The sequence below is a fragment of the Enterobacter cloacae complex sp. SHL018 genome, from assembly GCF_049237905.1.
In the GTDB taxonomy this organism is placed as follows: domain Bacteria; phylum Pseudomonadota; class Gammaproteobacteria; order Enterobacterales; family Enterobacteriaceae; genus Enterobacter; species Enterobacter hormaechei_C.
This window is the reverse complement of the sequence record NZ_JBMKJE010000005.1, coordinates 115,494-132,621: the sequence shown is the minus strand read 5'-3', so window position 1 is coordinate 132,621 and position 17,128 is coordinate 115,494. Positions and strand designations below refer to the sequence as shown.

Below are 17,128 nucleotides of genomic sequence, written 5' to 3'. Positions count from 1 at the left end.
TCATCCATGATAAATCACTGAAAGATCGTCCCATGCACTCCAGAGCGTGGGGGTTTTACGCAGCGCGTTCAGCGTGTCGGCGGCGGCCTGACGGTAATCCTCTGGCGCATACGCCTGACTCTCCAGCCCAAACTCTGCCGCGTGCAGCGAACAGATCGGCAGCAGCGTTCGGACGCTGTAGCCATAGCGCGATAAAAACCGCGTTGAGACATCCGTTAACCACGCCTTTTGATCCCCTGCCTGGGTGGAGAACAGCGGCGCATCCGGCAGGCGTTCGTCCATCAGCAGCACCGTCACCAGGCGGTGAGGGGCAAAAAACGAGCTGGCGCGTCGGCCTTCGTGCGCGGCCATCAGCTTATGCAGCGCAGGGTGACGGGTAATAAACTGAAAGCGCACATCGGCTGGCGCGGTGGCAAGCAGCGCATCCACGATCAGACCAAAGCCCGCCCAGCGCATTCCCAGAAGCAGGGTGCGAGATGAACTGTAAAACGCCTGCTCCTGCGTCCACTGCGCCACGTACGCGTGCAGATCGAAGCGGACGTTGCGCGCCCAAAGCGCGGGCGGGAAGATCTGCTCCACGAAGTTAAACCCGCTCAGCTCATGGGCGTTCTGATGCAGAAAATCAGCCGGGACATCGGTCTCCGGGCAGCGCATAAACTGGCTGTAGTTTTGCGTGATCCGGTTTGCCAGCAGCGTGCGCCCGGCCTGGCGCGCGCAGAGTCGCGCATAGAGACGCGGCAGAAACATCATTGCTCACTCTCCCGCAGGGTGCCGTTTTCCATGGTATAGAGACGCCCCTGGCAGCCCACCACGTCCGGCGAGTGGGTAACAAACACCAGGCCAATTCCCAGGCTACGCAGGTTCGCCAGCACTTTCTGCGCGGTCGTTTTATCCAGGTTCGCCGTCACTTCGTCACAGAGCAGAAGCTTAGGCTGGCTGTACAGGGCGCGCGCCAGAACCAGACGCTGCATCTCCCCGGCAGAGAAAAAGGTGTTCCCCGGCAGCATCTCCGTTTCGTAGCCGTGCGGCAGCCTGGCGACGACGTGGTCCACCTCCGCCAGCCGACACGCGGCAATGACCTGCTCTTTATCCGGTGCACTGTCAAAGCAGGCGATGTTGTCCAGAATCGAGCCGGTAAAGAGAATATCGTCCGCATGGACGATGCGGATGTGCTGACGCAGCGAGGAAAGATCGCACTCCTCAATGGGGATCTTATTGATCCGCAGCGTGCCAGACGATGCCAGCAGCATGCCGGAGATCAGACGCAGCAGCGTGGTTTTTCCCGACCCGCTCTGGCCCACAATCACCGCTTCTTCGCCCTGCTTCAGGGTCATATTGATATGCTGTAGCGTGGCCTCCCGGCCAGGATAGGCAAATGAGACATCCTCAAATTGCAGACAGACCGGCGAGGTGACAATCCGCTTCCCAAACTGGCTGGTTTCAGAGGGGGCAAACAGCAGGTCGCCCACGCGATCCAGCGGCCCCTTGAGGGCATTTTTGTCCAGCAGCTTCTGCGCCACCTGCACCATGGCATCGGAAAAATAGCGCTTATAGCTGATATAGGCGTAAAGCATCCCGATGCTCATCTGCCCTTCCAGGATCAACCACGCGCCAAAGCAGACCACCAGCAGCTGCTCGGCATTGATCACCAGCAGCGAAGCCACGTCAAAGCGGGCCAGCAGCCGCTCTTTACGCATCAGCCCGGCGATGTGTTCGCGCTGGGATTTATCCATCACCGCATCCCGGGCCTGCTCCATATTGTTCGCTTTGAGCGTAATGATCCCTTTCTGCGTCTCCACCAGCAGGGATTCATACTGGGCGGTGCGCTCGATGGAGTCATCCACCGCGCGTTGATAGGGGCCGATCAGCGAAAAGCGGATCAGGAAAAACACGCCCATCAGCAGCATCGTCAGCAGCGCAATTTTGACGTTATACAGCAGCATAAACAGCAGGCTGGTGACGGCGATCAGGCTGGAAAAGAGAATTTGCACGTAACCATTGCTGATGAACTCCGCGCAGGCGTGGAGCGATTTTTCAATGGCCAGCACGATGCCCGGCGGGCGCGAGCGGAACCAGCTGGTCTGGGTGCGCAGCATGTAGTGGCGCACGGACTGGCTTAAATCGTCATAGGCAATGTTACGCATCAGGATCTCAAGCAGCTGCTTGAGGAATTTACCGATGACTTCAAAGATAAAGACAATAGCGAAGATCGCGGTGAGCAGGATCACCAGATCGCTGTCGCTGCGGGAAATGGCCTCATCCATAATCAGCTGCACGTAGGTGGGGCTTGCCAGCATGGTGATGAGGGTAAAAATACAGAGCACAAACAGCAGCAGCTGGCGCTGGAACAGGCTCGGGGATTTATTGGCTAACCGGCCAAGCGTGAGCTTTTCATCCGGGGATTTCTTTTCGAAGCACGGCGTGGGCTTAAGCTCAAGAACATAGCCGGAAAAGAGTTTTTCCGCCTCTTTCAGACGGTAACGACGCACGCCGCTGGCCGGGTCGTGAACGGTCACGCTGCGGCTGTCGATCTTCACGATGACCACGAAATGGTTGCCGCGCCAGAAGGCGATGAGCGGCAGCTCAGACGTTTCTATTTCAGTGATTTCGCCTTTAAGCACCCGGCCAGACATATTTTTATCGCTGGCAAGGGTCATCAATTCCGCCATTGAGGTTCCCGCATCGGCGGAAACGGAAATCTCCCGGCGTAGCTGGCTGACGGAGACATGGTGGTCGTAGTGCCCCAACACCATCGCCAGGCAGGCCAGTCCACATTCGGTAAATTCATGCTGGCGAATAACAGGGGTCTTACCCTGTTTTTTATACTGAAAGAGCGAAAACATAATGATCCGTGGCTGAAATAAAAAAATGGCCCGGCAATGCGGGCCATGCGTACAACGTGCTTCTCGCTTAGGCGCTGAAGAAACCGCCGATGAAGCCGCCCACCAGGCCGAACACGCCGCCGATGGTGCCGCCCAGCGCGCCTAACATCTGGCTGCCCGCGTTATAGCCCGCGCTTGCGCCCTGAATAGCGGCAGCAAACGGATCCCAACCACCGATGATGGCCTGTGCTTTTTTGAAATCAATAACTTGCATGAGTCTTTTCCTGTTAACGTGAATTAGTTGTAGCTACCAACCAGCGCACCCAGGAAGCCCATTGCGCCACCCAGAATTCCGCCAACCACACCGCCAACCATGCCCATGATGCTTGCGCCGGTGTCGTAACCCAGCTGTGCACCTTTAACCAGACCAGCGAACGGGTTTAACGCGCCACCGATAATGTCTTTCGCTTCTACGAATGAAATCGCTTTCATTTTTATCTCCTGTAGTGATGGATCTTTAGCATGATGCTAAAGGCTAATTTCCTTTTATGAAGGAAAGCGGTTGCTACGGGCAGGTGGTAAGCGGAATGATTTTATTGCCATAAATAATCATCCGCCTTGCAGCCTGCCCGGCATTATCTATTTCCAGCCGTTGCCCCGGCGGAATATATTTTGAATTGTTGTATTGCGTACTGCACCCGACCGAGGAAACATATTTAAAATAGGTATTCCCGGTATTACTCACCACCCCGTTGCTAAACGCATAATCAAAATGTCGTGTCCATGGACGGACAATCAAAATAGCCTCAAGCGAGACCACCACATCCGACTGGATGCGCTGGCCTTTGCGCGTGATAACCTTTGCCTGGAGCGGCGTCTCGGTGAATTTTACGCGGTAGTATCGCTCTTTGTTGTCATGCGGGCCGGTATAATAAAATTTAAAACCCGCGCGTTCACCGCTCCCCAGCGTTAATTGCTTAGGCGAATACATGACTTCGCCGTCTTTTATTTCGGTTTCTTTTCCCTTCTCTTTGGGAACGTCTACCTGAATAAGCGAAACGGTATAATTCTGACGCTCGCTGGTATCGTTTTTTATCGGCTGAAAAACAATTTCTCTTTCGGGAAGAAAATCAATATTCAGACTTTCGATAATTAAAGCATTTGCCCCTGTGGAAATGAAGCAATTTATTGCAAAAATAGCCAGGAATTTTCCAGTCATGGTTGATTAATTCCAGGATGCGCTAACATCTATTCTTCCCTGCGCGGTCACTTCGCCAAACCAGCTATTTCCATCATAGGTGGTTTTCGATACCGGATTATCCATAACGAACTGGAGGATCAGCGGTGTTTTCCAGAGCCACATATCGGTCACGCCGGAACTCATTTTGTCCCACTCTTCCGCATGGGTTGCCGGCGCCGGGATCGACAGTACTTCGCCCTTACAGTTGTGCGCCATCAGCGTCTGGCTTTTCCCCACCAGCACATTGCCCGGAATGGGAACCGTAAAGCCGTTGCCGCTAAAGGCACAGTAGTCCACCCCATTCAGGCTTTGGGTAGGCCCGGTGACTTTTACCGTGACCGCAATCGCCGCATCTTTTTGCGCCCCGCTGTAGGTGATGGTGTAAGGGATCTCAATGGGCGCTTCGCCGATAATGCCTTTCCCGGAGCCGCCCAGACCGTCAGGATCGAGGGTGTAATCCGGGTTGTCTGGCACAATCTCCAGCCCGGGCTCGATAGGGTTAATCACCAGGCCGCCCCCCGGCTGGAAGCAGAAATCCGCCGCCAGCGAGCTGTTGCCGGGCGTCAGACACAGGCTGACGATATTGCCAATGTTGCTGCCGTCCCCCGCCTGCGCCACGCTCAGAATTAACGCTTTCGGCAAAAAGATTTTAAGGGACGCTTTGCCGCCGTTTTTCTGCGGCGCTGCAAGGAAGGTGTTCGCCAGGACACGCGTATCGCTCAGGATACCGCCGGAGATACTGTACCAGGTGTTTTCATCGAAGGTCAGCTCGGCGGCAAGCCCGGTGCCGCCGCTCATGTGCGATTGCAGCACGCTGTTGACGCGGGAAGAGGTAAGCGCCAGCCCCCCGTTGTAACCGGAGATATCCTCCCCAACAAACGTGTATTCGAGCAGGTCGCACAGGACGCCAGAGACCGTGTTGCGGGTGTATTTGGTGCAGGTGGCCCCCGTTGATCCATCGACAATCGTCACCTCACCGCTGATCGGGTCAATCCCCAGGTTAAGCGCCCTGGCGTTGGTCATGGTCAGCGTGCCCACCTTGTGAAGCGTATTGGTGGTGGTCACTTTGTTGATGGAGCTGATTTGCGGCGTGGAGGTGATGGTCACTTCATCCCCTGGCGCGGCGTTGAGCAGATAGTTAAAGAACGGATCGCCCAGGACCCAGCGCCCGTATGACGTGCCGGGCTCCATCACCGGCGGCTTAACCACCATCGACGTGTCGGTATAGCTGGTCGTCGGGGTGTACCCCGTGTTGCCGCAGGACGAGGAACACGCCGTCCCTTTGAAGAACGGAGAGGCGCTGGAACCGGTCACCGAAAAGTCGATGGTCAGCGCGCTGCCTGCCGGACCGCTGTAGCTGTTGTCCGGGATGTAAGTGGCGATACCGTTATTCGTTTTCGCACTCAGGGTCGGCCACTCGCGCGAACCGTGCAAAAACGCGGTCGACGTGCTGTTCAGACTAAACAGCCCCGCGCTGTTTCCCGTCCCGTTATTGTCCGGGTTATTAATGGCGAAATAGGGCAGCTCCTGCGCCTGGGCCGCCGCGCTCATCAGCAGCAAATTAAGAGCGAATATCTTTTTCATCGTCACGTTCCTGCGTTCCTTTTGCTTCCTGCCAGACGAAATCGCCTTTGTCGCAGGAGATGTCCCCGAGCCACAGCGCACCGCGGTTAGACTCAATGTCCAGGCGCACTTCGCAGACGCTGTCATCCGGCGTGGCGATACTCAGGACAGAGTTGTTCTTATCAACGTCGATCACGAAGCGTCCGTCGTTTTCCGTCCGGGTCAGCCCGACGTGGTTTTTGATCTGCATGGCGCCAACCGGGGCCCCGTTTGCATCCACAAGACGACCAAACAGGGTGACGATTTTCTTCACCTGCGGCTTCATCACCACGGTATTGCCCGGATAAACCGTGATATGGCGACGCGCATTCGCGCCAATCTCATAGCTTTCCGTACCGGTTTCACTGTTCATCACTTCCAGGTCATAAGCCTGGTATGCCGGCAGCGACAGCCAGGTCTTATCCCCTTTGATGCGTTCCGCCCGGCCGTTAAGCTTCAGGGTCAGGGCTTCATCAGATTTGAGACCGGTACTGACAATCACCCCTGCGCTTTCGGTACCTTTCCCGGCGGCGATGGCCTCTTTGGACCAGCCCACGCTGCCGTCACTGGTCAGCGTGGAGTTCCAGCCTTTACTCATGCCGCTCTGGACGCTGAGGATGTTGCTGTTCCACGGCGTGTCGAAGTTCACGCTGCCGCCGCCGCTTACGCTGCGATCCTGGCGGCTGTTAAAGGCTTTCGAGACGTTGGCGGTAGCCGATTTCAGGTAATCGCCCTCAAACTGGCGGCTGGCACTGACGTTCAACGCCGTGCCGGTATCGCGATTGTGGGAAACGCCAACCGACACGGTATTGCCGAGCGGTATGGCGAAATCGAGCATTACGTAACGATCTTTCTCTTCGTAATACCCGTCGTATTTGTTGCGCGACATCCCCACCCGCAGGCGCGCCGTACCGTAGCGACCGGCGTATAACCCCTGGGAGTAGTCCAGCTGATAGCGTTTATAGCGATAGAGGTCGTCTTCCTGACGCATCAGGCTCAGGTTGCCTGCCGAGGGCAGGCCGAATGACGGCAGGCTAAAGGAAGCGCCCCAGGTGTTGCCCTTGCTCTCATAGATATCCAGGAACTTGCCGCTGGAGAGCTGTTCATGGGAGTACCACACCGAGCCGATCTGCCACGGCAGGCTGAGATTCGCCCCATAGTTGGCGCGATACGTTCCGTCGGAGGCGGCCATGGTCTGGGTATTCACCGAGAAATAGCCCGTCAGGTTCAGGGAGGCCCACAGCTCGCTGACGATGTGTTCCCGCATCATGTAGGTAGAGGCGTTCCAGTCGACCATCCCGCTGCGCTTGCTGAACGAGGCTCCCACCAGCGACATGGTGTCTTTATGTTTGGTGTCGTAATCGTAGTAGTAGGTGTTATCCTGCTCGTTTTTGCGTTTCGCGTATTTTTTATAATTGACGACGGATTTATCGCGGCTATACATCCCGCCCCACATCTGCCAGCGCAGCGTTTCCGACACGTTGCTGGAGAACGGCTTATTCACGGTGTACATGCTTCGCGACACGGTGCGGCTTCCGCTCACCACTTCAACTTCGACGCTGTAGATCCCGTAGGGCAGGCTGCTGGTGTCAATTTCATGGTTGCCGACGTCAAAGCGCTGAATGCCGATAAGCTGCCCGTCACGACGAATACGGGCCTCGCCCGCCGTGGGAAAATAGACCACCACCGGCGTCAGAGAGAGCGTGTTATCGCGCTTGCGGGAGTTGGCCTGGTTGCCCATGGAAACGCCGTAGACTTCACCGCCGGAAATCCCGCTGACGCTCGCCAGAGACTGCATCGCCCAGCCGTTCAGCATGCCCGCGGCGTAGCGCATCCCCTGATAGTCGCGCTCCCACATAACCGCGTTCATCTGGGTATCGCTGCTGTTCTCGTTGACGTAGCCAGAGCCGTCGATCAGCACATGATCTACGCCCATTGAGATCCAGTTTCTCGCGTTCAGATAGCCCGACGACCAGCTGTCACCGTAGCCGCTCTCGGTGTGATACGCTCCGAGGTTGTAGGAGAACGTGCCGCTCAGGTCGTCAGACTCCGGCGCATCAATGTCCACCTCACGCGGGCGAATATTCACCCCGTAGTCGCTCTGCGACAGATTCAGCAACAGGCGCATTTTTTTCTGATCCAGTTCGAACGCCGAACCCGCACTTACGGGAATGCGCATCTGGTCATCGAACTGCTTGTCGTTAATGCTCTGCAATAACGTTCGCATCTCTTTTGACAGACGAATGCCGTTATCAGACTCCTGGACCTGAACATCCCTCAGCCCCAGCTTCAGATCTTTTGCAAAGAGCGTCACGTCACCGATACGAACATATTCGTTCGCCGTGCCTTCGTGGTTCCCTTGTTGTGCTGAGTGTGGACGCGTATTTACCAGATAGACGGGAATTTTGATCCCCTGCTCCAGCAGTGCATAAAGCGAGTCGGGAAAACGGTAATTAGCGATAACCACGGAGCTTGAGGCTGCATGCGCAAGCGCGGGCAGCGTGCCGGATGCGCAAGCCATCATCACCGGCAACACTAATTTATTTTTCACCATGCATCCTTACTTAACAGGAATGAACTGTTTCAGGTCCCATATTCCGAGATGAAAATGGTTATCCGTAACGTTGATATCCTCGATAGCGCGCGAGGTCTCTGGCATCAGGTAGAAGTTTTTGCTACACGGCGTGCCGGGGGATTCCGGATTCGGCTTCAGGCAGGTCCCGGTCGCATTGACGCGAAACGAGGTGTTCCCTTTATTGGTTATTTTTCCCGCCACATAGACGAAATCAATCTTCTTATCCCGGGGCTGAACCACCAGAATGGTGCTCACCACCGCACGCGTCATCCCGGTGCCGTTTTTTGGCGAACCGCTGTCCACCTCTTCGCTTACCCCTTCATCCGTGAAGGTAATGCGGTAGTAACGCTCTTTGTTATCGGCGTTCCCGTGATAGTAAAATTTGACGATATTGCTGGTACCGGCGGGCATTACCATGCGCGTGGGCGTCAGCAACAGTTCGTCCACTTTCTCCGGATTAATGACGATCCCTTCATCCATTGGGCTGCTGATCCGCTGTGCGCGAACAGAAACAATACGCACGCTGTCTGCTTCGTTTTTTATTTCCTTGGCGGTGGAGTCAGCATCCGCAGAAATAATGGTGGTGACTTTTCCCACATTAATGGCCAGCGCGGAGGAAGAGATAAATAATAAAAATAAGAAGGTGGATTTGAGGTTAAACATGCTATTTCCCTAAACAGGGGCTTGCGCCCCTGGATCGATCAGGCCTTAGCCCCAGGTTGCGCGGAACGCAACAGACACGGTCCCTTCCCACAGGCTGTTGGTCAGGTCTTTGAACTCTTTCGCAGTACCCGCGTTGTCCTGAGCGGAGTCAACGTAGAAGACGAATTTGTCCTGGCCGGTAATTTCGGTATCTGCCGCCGCGCCTGCGCTGGTGGTCAGGTTCCACAGGCCAGAAGAGACGCCGGTGTTAGAAGAAGAATCAACCAGCGTGGTCCATGCGGTCGATTTCGCCCCCACGGTGCCACCGATAGAGCCCAGGTCGTTACCGCCCCAACGCGCACCCACTTTCAGCTTGGTCGCTTCACCACCCACGCTGAACAGCGTGTTGTTTGAATCGTCGAGGATAGCTTCGAGTTTGAAGCTGGTCGCCGTAGAGTGATCGCCACGGATAGCCACATCAAACAGACCGGTATCGGTGTTGAAAGATTTGGTATTGGCGCTGTAAACGAAGTTCAAAGCACGCGTTGGCGTAACAACCAGATCGGATTCGCTGTCTTTGGTCGCGGTTGCCTGCCAGGTGGCAGAAGCCGTCGTTTCAGCTGCATTAACTGCGCTCAGGGCAGAAACAGACAGCAGGGAGCCCAGAACGATAGCGTTCAGTTTGTTCATTTATTTAGTCCTTCAAAAAAGAATCCACGTGTATAAAAAGGGGAGCCCCTTTTTCGAGGCGGAGTATAGACAGCCGCAAAATAACGAGGCAATACAGAAAAATTCACTCGACGGATAGCAACAATAAAAATATAAATAAATTTCTCGTATCTTATTGTTACGTATTGAGTAAATTACTCAATTTCCCGAGTAATAGATAAATATCGATTTTTCAATAAAGAGAAATATCAGGACGTCGGGACAGCTACACACATCATTACAGGCAACACCAGCCCCTTAATTAACCACGCATGTTTTTTTACGCTGGTAATATAGAAGAAGTTGATATTATCAAGTAACATTTCATTTACAACTCCATCCGGCGCCGCATCATCTTCAGATTTATTCAGCTTTTTATCCTTAATATAAAAGATATTGCTGCCGTCGACCTTTTCCACGCTGAGCGTGTAATTTCTGTCAATCAGGTAGCTTTTGCCCTCTTTCTTGAGTACGCCTTTATGAATAACCGTCACAACATCTTTGTTGTTAAACAGGAAAAGCGTGGTTAGCGACATATCGGTTGACTCACCCGTGGAATAGGTTTTCCAGGAAATGGTATCTGACTGGCAGCCAAACCCCTCATCCTGCGTTCTGGTAAAATAGACCCATAACAACGCGATGACAGACAGCGCCAGTACGATACTGAACAGTACACTCATTTTAGTCCGTGACATATTTTAACTCCCGGTCAGGCTTCTGTAAGAAATGCAGTTCTTATAATCGTCGATACTGTCCTGCTGATAACAGATGGCCAGGAAATAATTTTCTATCTGCGACTTTTTAAACCTGGAATAGTAAGCATCTGCAACCTGATGTTGACAGTCGATATGTTGACTGGCGATGACCTCTTTTACGTGATTAAAGTAGTGCTGTCGCGGCTGATACATATTCTTATCGATCAGGTATATCGTACACCTGTCCACTTTACCGAGCAGATGCATATCAGAATCTTTCAGGCTCTCGGCATAGGAATCCCGCTGGTGCAATAGTAAAACAGCGGTGCCGGTAACAATAATTAGTAATAACGTGCAGAGAGAAATAAAGAGTCTGTGCAGCGATATTATTTGTTTAGGCGGATCGGCATCTTTCTTATGCGCTAGCGTATCGAATGCTTCAGAGGCAGATTCTTCGCTAAGCGTTGAAATAACCGGCGGCCTGACCGTGTGGTGTTCAATATGCGCGGCAAGGCTAAATCCCTTGCCACGTATCGTTTTTATCAGTAAAGGGTCGCAGCCTAATGTACGAAATGCTTTTCTGATTTCACTTATGGCAACATTCAGACTCACCGAAGAACCAGAGAAACCATGATCCTCCCAGACCTTCTTTATCAGGTCGTCTCTGTCGAGTGTTTTACCATTATTGATGATAAGTTCATAAAGCAGACGACCCGCCTGGTTAGATAACTTAATGGATGACTCTTCCTCTCCATTAATCATGATCATACCGGTGTCGACTTCATAAAGCATTGTAAGATCAATGAGATACTTCATATTATTATTACGCCATTGTTAAATTTTTGTGCATTTGCCAGGCAATAATAAGTCTAAAGTTTGTGTGGTCAAGTCGCGTGATATTAATTGAGAGATGAATTCATAAAGCTTCATTAATTAACGATTATTAAAGCATTAATAAAAATCTTCGAACCAACGCATTTAGGTTAAAACATTAAAAAAAACATACTGACAAGATTATAATCTTAAACTTTAGAAGTTGTTGGAATAATGTTTTGTTATGTACTTTTTTAGTGCAACATAATATCGTCAAAGCATTCTCCCGAGTCGCCATGCGTCTAGCCGGTACATCAGGGACATGTGTAGCCGATTAACATTCATTTTAAATAACACAAATCTTCATGGAGTTTATCATGTTCAAATCGATCATGACCGTATCACTGCTGGCCGCCGCTATTGCCTCTACCAGCGCAGTGGCCGCAGACAATTCGGCGGGTGGTATCATTAACTTTACCGGCGCTATTACCGATACAACCTGTACCATTAACGGCGGTAAAAGCGCGGACTTTACCGTTGCGCTTTCCCCTATTTCGGTAAAAGATGCGGGCACAACGGTTGGCCTGATCACCCGAAATAAAAAATCTATTGCGCTGACATTCTCTGGTTGCTCACCAGCAGCCGGAACGACCGGTACCCCGCTGAAAGTTTATTTCTCCAGCGCGGATAATATTTCCACTGACGGTAAATACCTGCTGAATAACAGCGTGAACGAAAGCGATGCCAGCGTGGCACGTAATGTCGGCTTTGCGTTAGTGGAGCCAGGTTCGTCTACGCCTATTACCCTGAACCAGCCTTACACGACAAATATTATGGGTACAGCGACCGCGCCAGATTCCGAAACGCTGACGCTGGACGTTTATTACTATAAAACAAACGCCGCTGCCGCCACCGTGGGCGAGTTAAGCTCCAACGTAACGTATACCATTTCCTACCTGTAATAGTGATTATTCAGGCTCTGTTTTCGCAGAGCCTGTATTTAAGGTTGCAATCATGCGCAAGGCAATTTTGCTGGCAGGCTTACTGCTAAGCACGGGTCACTCATGGGCCAATATTGTCATTAATGGCACCCGTGTCCTTTATCCTGAAAATAACAAAGAGGTGATCGTCCAGTTAATGAATACGGGCGATGCGCCGGCTCTGGTACAATCCTGGATAGATGACGGTGATATTAATTCCACGCCGGAAACAGCCAATGTGCCGTTTCTGTTGTCGCCGCCGGTGATAAAGGTTAACGAACATAATGGTCAACAGCTTCGTATTAAAAAGCTGCCGTCCAGCTTGCCTGCGGATCGCGAATCCGTCTTTTTCCTGAATGTCCTCGACATTCCGCCCAGACCTGAAAATCTGCAAAACCAGAATACCGTTCAGCTGGCGATTAAATCCCGTATCAAACTTTTTTATCGGCCCGCTGCGCTGAAAGGCACGCTGGATGACGCGGTGGCGAAACTGACGCTCGCCGCCGACGGCGATCGCTTTCGCATTACAAATAACAGTCCGTTCCATATTACGGTCGCCAATATTTCGCTGGGTAAAACGAAATTGCTCCAGGAGTCCCCGATGGTTTCCCCGTTTGGGCAGCTGACGGTCGCCGCCAAAAATACGGTTAAGCGCGGACAGACCTTCCAGCTGATGTATGTGGACGATCTTGGCGCGTATAAAACCCGGACTTTCACCAGTCAGTGATCGGAAAGACTCACCATGAAAATGAAACAAAACAGACTCTGTCTGCTGGCAGTCTGCACGCTTCTGCTTTCGCATAAATCAGGGGCCGTCTCGTTTGATCCCTCCCTGCTTGCTGGCGCATCCGGTGAGTCCGATCTGTCTCGCTTTTCCGAAAACAACGCCATGCCTGCCGGCAGTCAGGAGATGGATATCTACGTAAACGGCAGCTGGAAGGGACGTTATACCGTCATCTACGGCGAGCAGCGTGACGACATCCGCCTTGCCTGGAAAGATGCCCGGTCGCTGGGCATCAACACCACGTCCGTGCCTGCGCCCGCCATTGCGCACGGGCAGGTCCAGCTGCGCGATCTGGTTCAGGGCGGTGAAGTCAAAACCGATACCAGCACCCTGAGTCTGGCGCTTACCGTTCCGCAGGCGGCCGTGCAGCGTACTGAAGAAGGTTACATTGCCCCCCAGTTCTGGGACGAGGGGATCCCGGCGCTGATGCTCTCGTGGAACACGACCTGGTACAACACCCGCGCGAAAGGCACTGCGAAAGACACAAATGATGATTTTTATGCCGGGCTGGATTCCGGCGCCAACCTGTTCGGCTGGCAGTTTCGCGACAGCAGCGTCTGGCGGAAAACCGCCAGCGGAGAGAGTAGCTGGCAGAATAATACCCGCTACCTGCGCCGTCCCCTGGCCTCGCTGACATCCAACCTGACGCTGGGTGACTTTTATATTCCTGGCGATCTGTTTGATTCCCTGCGCGTGCGCGGCGTGTCGCTGGCGTCGGACATGAAGATGCGCCCAAATTCGCAGCAGGGTTTTTCACCGGTGGTTCACGGCGTGGCACGGACGAACGCCCTGGTGAAAGTTATCCAGAATGGCAACGTGATCTATCAGGAGAACGTGCCGCCGGGACAGTTTACCCTCGACAGCATTCAGCCTACCGGCTCCGCGGGCGATTTGCTGGTGGTGGTGCGTGAGGCGGACGGTTCACAGCAGTCCTTCACGGTGCCGTTTTCCGCAGTGCCCGGGATGCTAAAAGAAGGGGTGAGTCAGTACAGCGTGGTGGCGGGTAAAGTGCACCAGAACACGCTCGATGCCGAACCCGCATTCATGCAGGCCACGCTGCGCTACGGGTTTAATAACCTCATCACCGGGTATACCGGGACGATTATTAGCGATAACTACAAGGCCGGGCTTGTCGGTACCGGGTGGAACCTTCCCTTTGGCGCGGTCTCGTTTGATGTCACCCACGCCAAAACCACCCTACAGGATCGCACCAGCAGCGGTCAGAGTTATCGCGTGTCGTACAGCAAATTTATCGATACCACCGCCACCAACTTCACCCTGGCGGCCTATCGCTATTCCACTAAAGGCTATTACAGCTTCAGCGACGCGCTCTATTCGCGCGAAGGGTATCAGCGCCTGAGAGCGCAGTACGACGACTATGAAGATCGGTTTGGCGTTGCGCCCGACATGTCGCTAAGCACCTGGGACGCCCTGCGCGCGGCGCAGCCCAAAAATACCTTTACGCTTAACCTTAATCAGCGCCTGCTCAATAACTGGGGCACGGTGTTTGTCTCCGGCACACAGCGCGATTACTGGAACTCACAGCAAACCACGCGCGAATATCAGATGGGCTATTCCAACGCCATCGGCCGCGCCAGCTATACCCTGTCGGCCAGCCGGGTACGGAACAGGGACAGCGAAGAAGAGACGCGCCTTTACCTCTCCCTCAGCCTGCCGTTCTCGCTGTTTGATAATAATGCGTGGATCACCTCCAGCCTGACGGCCAGCGATTCGCATTACGAGCAGAGCAATATCAGCATGAGCGGGAACGCGCTGGCGTCGAACCGCCTGAGCTATACCCTCTCCGGCAGTAATGCGCGTGGGGGTAAAAATGCGGCAAGCGTTAACGCCGCGTACCGTTCGAACTTCGCGACACTCGGTGGCTCTTACAGCGAATCCTCCGACTACCGCCAGACCGGGCTCAGCGGGCGCGGAAGCCTGGTGGCCTACCCGTGGCACGTTCTCGCCTCAAACGAAACCGGCACAACCATGACTATCGTCGATGCGCCAAAGGCGGAGGGACTGATGGTGAACGGCGATGAAAGCATTATGACGAACCGCGATGGCGTGGCGCTGGTGCCTTACGCCACCCCGTATCGCAAAAACGCCATTACGTTAACCGAAACGGAAAATAGCGCTGGCGCGGAGGTGATCGGCAATATGGCTAACGTGGCTCCTTACGACGGGGCGGTGAGTTATATCCGCTTCGAAACCGATAAGCGCCAGTCATGGGTACTTCATGCGACGCGCGCCGACGGTAAACCGCTGCCCTTTGGCACTGAAGTGCTGGATGAACACGGTGGATCTGTCGGGTATGTCGGCCAGGCCAGCGTACTGTATATCCGTGCTGAACAGCCGCCACGCGCGCTCAACGTGCATCTCCGCGGCGGAAAGTGCGAAATCTCCTCCCCGGTCTGGGGGCTGAACAGCTCCTCATCGGTTTGCCATTAATTACGGATTATCAAAATGTTACGATCATTCATGTTCCTGCTCCTCACCAGCATTAGCGGGATGAGCTATGCCACCTGCTCCGGCAGCAGCATCGTTTATGGCACACCGATTACCATTGATTTATCGGATAAGCTGAGCCCGGCCACGCCCACATGGACCGGCAGCTTCAGCACCCAGTACAGCGGCTCGTTCAACTGTACGACGGGTAACAGTGAATTTTCTTACACGCCGATCCTCTCGACCGACAGCAAATACGCGACCATCCTCGGGTTCAGCAATAACAAGTATATGGTGCGGGCGGAGATCACCAATCCCCCGGCCAATAAAACCCTGTCTGCCAGCGGTAGCCATACGGCGTCTGAGCTGAACACACCGTTTACGGTTCGCTTCACCCTCGTTAACCAGAGCGGTACCACCCTGACGGGGGATACGGCGAACATGAGCGACGTTCTGTTCGTCAGCGATATGAGCGGGTTATCCATCTGGGAAATCATCACCTGGCCAATCAATCAGATCATCAAGATAGCGCAGTGGTTATTCAGCGGGTTCAAGTGGCCTTACGACAACCGAGATATGTTTGGTCAACCGATGATCATCAAATACGCGCCGAAACTGACTACCTGTTCCTTTGATAATGCGGGGCTGACCGTGGCGCTGCCGACGCTCGGCATTCCCCAGCTCAGTGCATCCTCACAGCCGGGGCTGACGCCTTTTTCACTGAACATGAGCTGTCAGAACGTCGGGGTTAATGGCAATTCCGATCGGGCAATTGAGATGTTTCTGTCCAGCACGCAGCTGCTCTCAACCGACAGCTCGGTGCTGATCGACAGCAGCAGTAGCGCGGCGCAGGGCGTGGGGCTACGCCTGATAAAACGTGACGCCCCGCAAACGCCGGTGACCTTCTCTACCTCAACCACCAGCCGTGGCAACGCCACGATGATTTTCAGCGTGGCGGCTGGCGCGGCGCTGGACGAACATTTCACCCTTCCGATGGCGGCGTACTATTACGTGTGGGCGCCCGCCCAGGTGAGCCAGGGTAAGATCAATACATCGGCTACGCTGAATATTATCTATCCCTGATGTGAACTATTCCTCCATCTTTCCAACCGCTTGCACATACTTAATCAGTTCGCTGTGGTTGGAAAGATTCAGCTTTTTCATTGCATTGTGTTTCTGTGTCGCAATGGTACTGACCGAACGGTTTCGATGACGGGCAATCTCCGTCGTTGAAAATCCTTCCACGATAAGATGAAGCACCTCCCACTCTCTGGCCGAGAGGATGGAACGCGCCCGGGAGCCGGACCGCATTACCCGCCTGAGCCACGAAGAGATCGACGGTTTTTGCCCGTCCGCCATGAGCAACGCGGGTAATTCCTTTTTCAGTTCAGTCAATTCATCCTGCTGACTGATGGTTAATTCAAATTTCATCTCCAGAACTTTTTTTAACAGCCCGTAAGGCAGCTCGGGCACCAACAGAACACGCCTGACGTGATGGGTTTTACATAAAGATGTAAAACGGCTGCTGACCTCCGCACTCCACTCTTTATGATTAAGCAGATAATTAAATTCAGTGAAGAAAACATCCACGTTATTATCCGCCACCGCCGCCAGCGCCTGTTCTGTGGAATCGACCTGAGTAATGTTCAGTACGTAATCGGGTAAAAGATCCTGGAGCGCCCGGAATATTATCTCTTTAAATATATTTATTTTGTAAAACACCATTACCCTTACGATACGTTCAGTATTATTCATGTCTTTTCTAAATTCTCGTGACCGGAGGAAAATGATAATAGTTTATGTACTCACCACTCACAAC

The 17,128-nt window shown here is 53.5% G+C and carries 16 protein-coding genes; 4 read left to right on the top strand and 12 right to left on the bottom strand.

Features of this window, described 5'->3' with window-relative positions; all coding sequences use genetic code 11:
* The 11 genes from ACOTY5_RS18220 to ACOTY5_RS18170 all read right to left on the bottom strand — a co-directional run bounded on the left by ACOTY5_RS18220 (position 1) and on the right by ACOTY5_RS18170 (position 11,100).
* Positions 1 to 750: a hypothetical protein gene (locus ACOTY5_RS18220; RefSeq protein WP_017694789.1), complete on the bottom strand. Its 750-nt coding sequence runs from the start codon at positions 748 to 750 to the stop codon at positions 1 to 3.
* Entirely contained in the window at positions 747 to 2,843 is a 2,097-nt protein-coding gene (locus tag ACOTY5_RS18215) for a peptidase domain-containing ABC transporter (protein WP_017383654.1), read from the bottom strand. Before ACOTY5_RS18215 ends, ACOTY5_RS18220 begins: the two co-directional genes overlap by 4 nt.
* A gap of 67 nt (positions 2,844 to 2,910) precedes the next feature.
* On the bottom strand, positions 2,911 to 3,096 hold the full coding sequence (locus tag ACOTY5_RS18210) for a hypothetical protein (protein ID WP_001196016.1): 186 nt from the start codon (positions 3,094 to 3,096) through the stop codon (positions 2,911 to 2,913).
* Positions 3,097 to 3,119: 23 nt separating this feature from the next.
* Positions 3,120 to 3,314: a hypothetical protein gene (locus ACOTY5_RS18205; RefSeq protein WP_013094846.1), complete on the bottom strand. Its 195-nt coding sequence runs from the start codon at positions 3,312 to 3,314 to the stop codon at positions 3,120 to 3,122.
* A gap of 73 nt (positions 3,315 to 3,387) precedes the next feature.
* Positions 3,388 to 4,041 (bottom strand): hypothetical protein, encoded by a 654-nt coding sequence (locus ACOTY5_RS18200; protein WP_045141762.1) that lies wholly within the window; start codon positions 4,039 to 4,041, stop codon positions 3,388 to 3,390.
* Positions 4,042 to 4,047: 6 nt separating this feature from the next.
* The gene (locus ACOTY5_RS18195) at positions 4,048 to 5,646 is read right to left on the bottom strand and encodes a hypothetical protein (RefSeq protein ID WP_023302845.1); all 1,599 of its coding nucleotides are present in this window, start codon (positions 5,644 to 5,646) and stop codon (positions 4,048 to 4,050) included.
* Positions 5,624 to 8,218 carry a CS1-pili formation C-terminal domain-containing protein gene (locus tag ACOTY5_RS18190; RefSeq protein WP_045141763.1) on the bottom strand — a complete coding sequence of 865 codons (2,595 nt, stop codon included), beginning with the start codon at positions 8,216 to 8,218 and terminating at the stop codon, positions 5,624 to 5,626. Before ACOTY5_RS18190 ends, ACOTY5_RS18195 begins: the two co-directional genes overlap by 23 nt.
* Positions 8,219 to 8,224: 6 nt before the next feature.
* Positions 8,225 to 8,902: a pilus assembly protein gene (locus tag ACOTY5_RS18185; RefSeq protein ID WP_015570085.1), complete on the bottom strand. Its 678-nt coding sequence runs from the start codon at positions 8,900 to 8,902 to the stop codon at positions 8,225 to 8,227.
* Between the two features lie 45 nt (positions 8,903 to 8,947).
* A complete protein-coding gene (locus tag ACOTY5_RS18180; protein ID WP_003860995.1) occupies positions 8,948 to 9,571 on the bottom strand; it encodes a common pilus major fimbrillin subunit EcpA in 624 nt (207 codons plus the stop codon).
* A gap of 227 nt (positions 9,572 to 9,798) precedes the next feature.
* Positions 9,799 to 10,269, bottom strand: a complete 471-nt coding sequence (locus ACOTY5_RS18175) for a hypothetical protein (protein ID WP_017383656.1) — start codon at positions 10,267 to 10,269, stop codon at positions 9,799 to 9,801.
* Between the two features lie 18 nt (positions 10,270 to 10,287).
* Entirely contained in the window at positions 10,288 to 11,100 is an 813-nt protein-coding gene (locus tag ACOTY5_RS18170) for a winged helix-turn-helix domain-containing protein (RefSeq protein ID WP_015570087.1), read from the bottom strand.
* A gap of 374 nt (positions 11,101 to 11,474) precedes the next feature.
* Between ACOTY5_RS18170 and ACOTY5_RS18165 the strand changes: the two genes are divergently transcribed.
* The 4 genes from ACOTY5_RS18165 to ACOTY5_RS18150 are packed head-to-tail and all read left to right on the top strand — an operon-like array spanning position 11,475 to position 16,392.
* The gene (locus ACOTY5_RS18165; protein WP_017383657.1) at positions 11,475 to 12,059 is read left to right on the top strand and encodes a fimbrial protein; all 585 of its coding nucleotides are present in this window, start codon (positions 11,475 to 11,477) and stop codon (positions 12,057 to 12,059) included.
* A gap of 52 nt (positions 12,060 to 12,111) precedes the next feature.
* Complete coding sequence (locus ACOTY5_RS18160) at positions 12,112 to 12,804, top strand: fimbrial biogenesis chaperone (protein ID WP_015570089.1); 693 nt, start codon at positions 12,112 to 12,114, stop codon at positions 12,802 to 12,804.
* Between the two features lie 15 nt (positions 12,805 to 12,819).
* The gene (locus ACOTY5_RS18155; protein ID WP_045141764.1) at positions 12,820 to 15,312 is read left to right on the top strand and encodes a fimbria/pilus outer membrane usher protein; all 2,493 of its coding nucleotides are present in this window, start codon (positions 12,820 to 12,822) and stop codon (positions 15,310 to 15,312) included.
* A 15-nt stretch (positions 15,313 to 15,327) separates the two neighbouring features.
* A complete protein-coding gene (locus tag ACOTY5_RS18150; protein ID WP_045141765.1) occupies positions 15,328 to 16,392 on the top strand; it encodes a fimbrial protein in 1,065 nt (354 codons plus the stop codon).
* A 6-nt stretch (positions 16,393 to 16,398) separates the two neighbouring features.
* Here ACOTY5_RS18150 and ACOTY5_RS18145 read toward each other — a convergent pair whose 3' ends face one another.
* Positions 16,399 to 17,034, bottom strand: a complete 636-nt coding sequence (locus ACOTY5_RS18145) for a LuxR C-terminal-related transcriptional regulator (RefSeq protein ID WP_015570092.1) — start codon at positions 17,032 to 17,034, stop codon at positions 16,399 to 16,401.
* Positions 17,035 to 17,128: the final 94 nt, after the last annotated feature.

Bases quoted from the DNA above. Each gene is read 5' to 3' on its own strand.
- ACOTY5_RS18220 (WP_017694789.1), bottom strand. From the start codon at position 750: ATGATGTTTCTGCCGCGTCTCTATGCGCGACTCTGCGCGCGCCAGGCC.
- ACOTY5_RS18215 (WP_017383654.1), bottom strand. From the start codon at position 2,843: ATGTTTTCGCTCTTTCAGTATAAAAAACAGGGTAAGACCCCTGTTATT.
- ACOTY5_RS18210 (WP_001196016.1), bottom strand. From the start codon at position 3,096: ATGCAAGTTATTGATTTCAAAAAAGCACAGGCCATCATCGGTGGTTGG.
- ACOTY5_RS18205 (WP_013094846.1), bottom strand. From the start codon at position 3,314: ATGAAAGCGATTTCATTCGTAGAAGCGAAAGACATTATCGGTGGCGCG.
- ACOTY5_RS18200 (WP_045141762.1), bottom strand. From the start codon at position 4,041: ATGACTGGAAAATTCCTGGCTATTTTTGCAATAAATTGCTTCATTTCC.
- ACOTY5_RS18195 (WP_023302845.1), bottom strand. From the start codon at position 5,646: ATGAAAAAGATATTCGCTCTTAATTTGCTGCTGATGAGCGCGGCGGCC.
- ACOTY5_RS18190 (WP_045141763.1), bottom strand. From the start codon at position 8,218: ATGGTGAAAAATAAATTAGTGTTGCCGGTGATGATGGCTTGCGCATCC.
- ACOTY5_RS18185 (WP_015570085.1), bottom strand. From the start codon at position 8,902: ATGTTTAACCTCAAATCCACCTTCTTATTTTTATTATTTATCTCTTCC.
- ACOTY5_RS18180 (WP_003860995.1), bottom strand. From the start codon at position 9,571: ATGAACAAACTGAACGCTATCGTTCTGGGCTCCCTGCTGTCTGTTTCT.
- ACOTY5_RS18175 (WP_017383656.1), bottom strand. From the start codon at position 10,269: ATGAGTGTACTGTTCAGTATCGTACTGGCGCTGTCTGTCATCGCGTTG.
- ACOTY5_RS18170 (WP_015570087.1), bottom strand. From the start codon at position 11,100: ATGAAGTATCTCATTGATCTTACAATGCTTTATGAAGTCGACACCGGT.
- ACOTY5_RS18165 (WP_017383657.1), top strand. From the start codon at position 11,475: ATGTTCAAATCGATCATGACCGTATCACTGCTGGCCGCCGCTATTGCC.
- ACOTY5_RS18160 (WP_015570089.1), top strand. From the start codon at position 12,112: ATGCGCAAGGCAATTTTGCTGGCAGGCTTACTGCTAAGCACGGGTCAC.
- ACOTY5_RS18155 (WP_045141764.1), top strand. From the start codon at position 12,820: ATGAAAATGAAACAAAACAGACTCTGTCTGCTGGCAGTCTGCACGCTT.
- ACOTY5_RS18150 (WP_045141765.1), top strand. From the start codon at position 15,328: ATGTTACGATCATTCATGTTCCTGCTCCTCACCAGCATTAGCGGGATG.
- ACOTY5_RS18145 (WP_015570092.1), bottom strand. From the start codon at position 17,034: ATGGTGTTTTACAAAATAAATATATTTAAAGAGATAATATTCCGGGCG.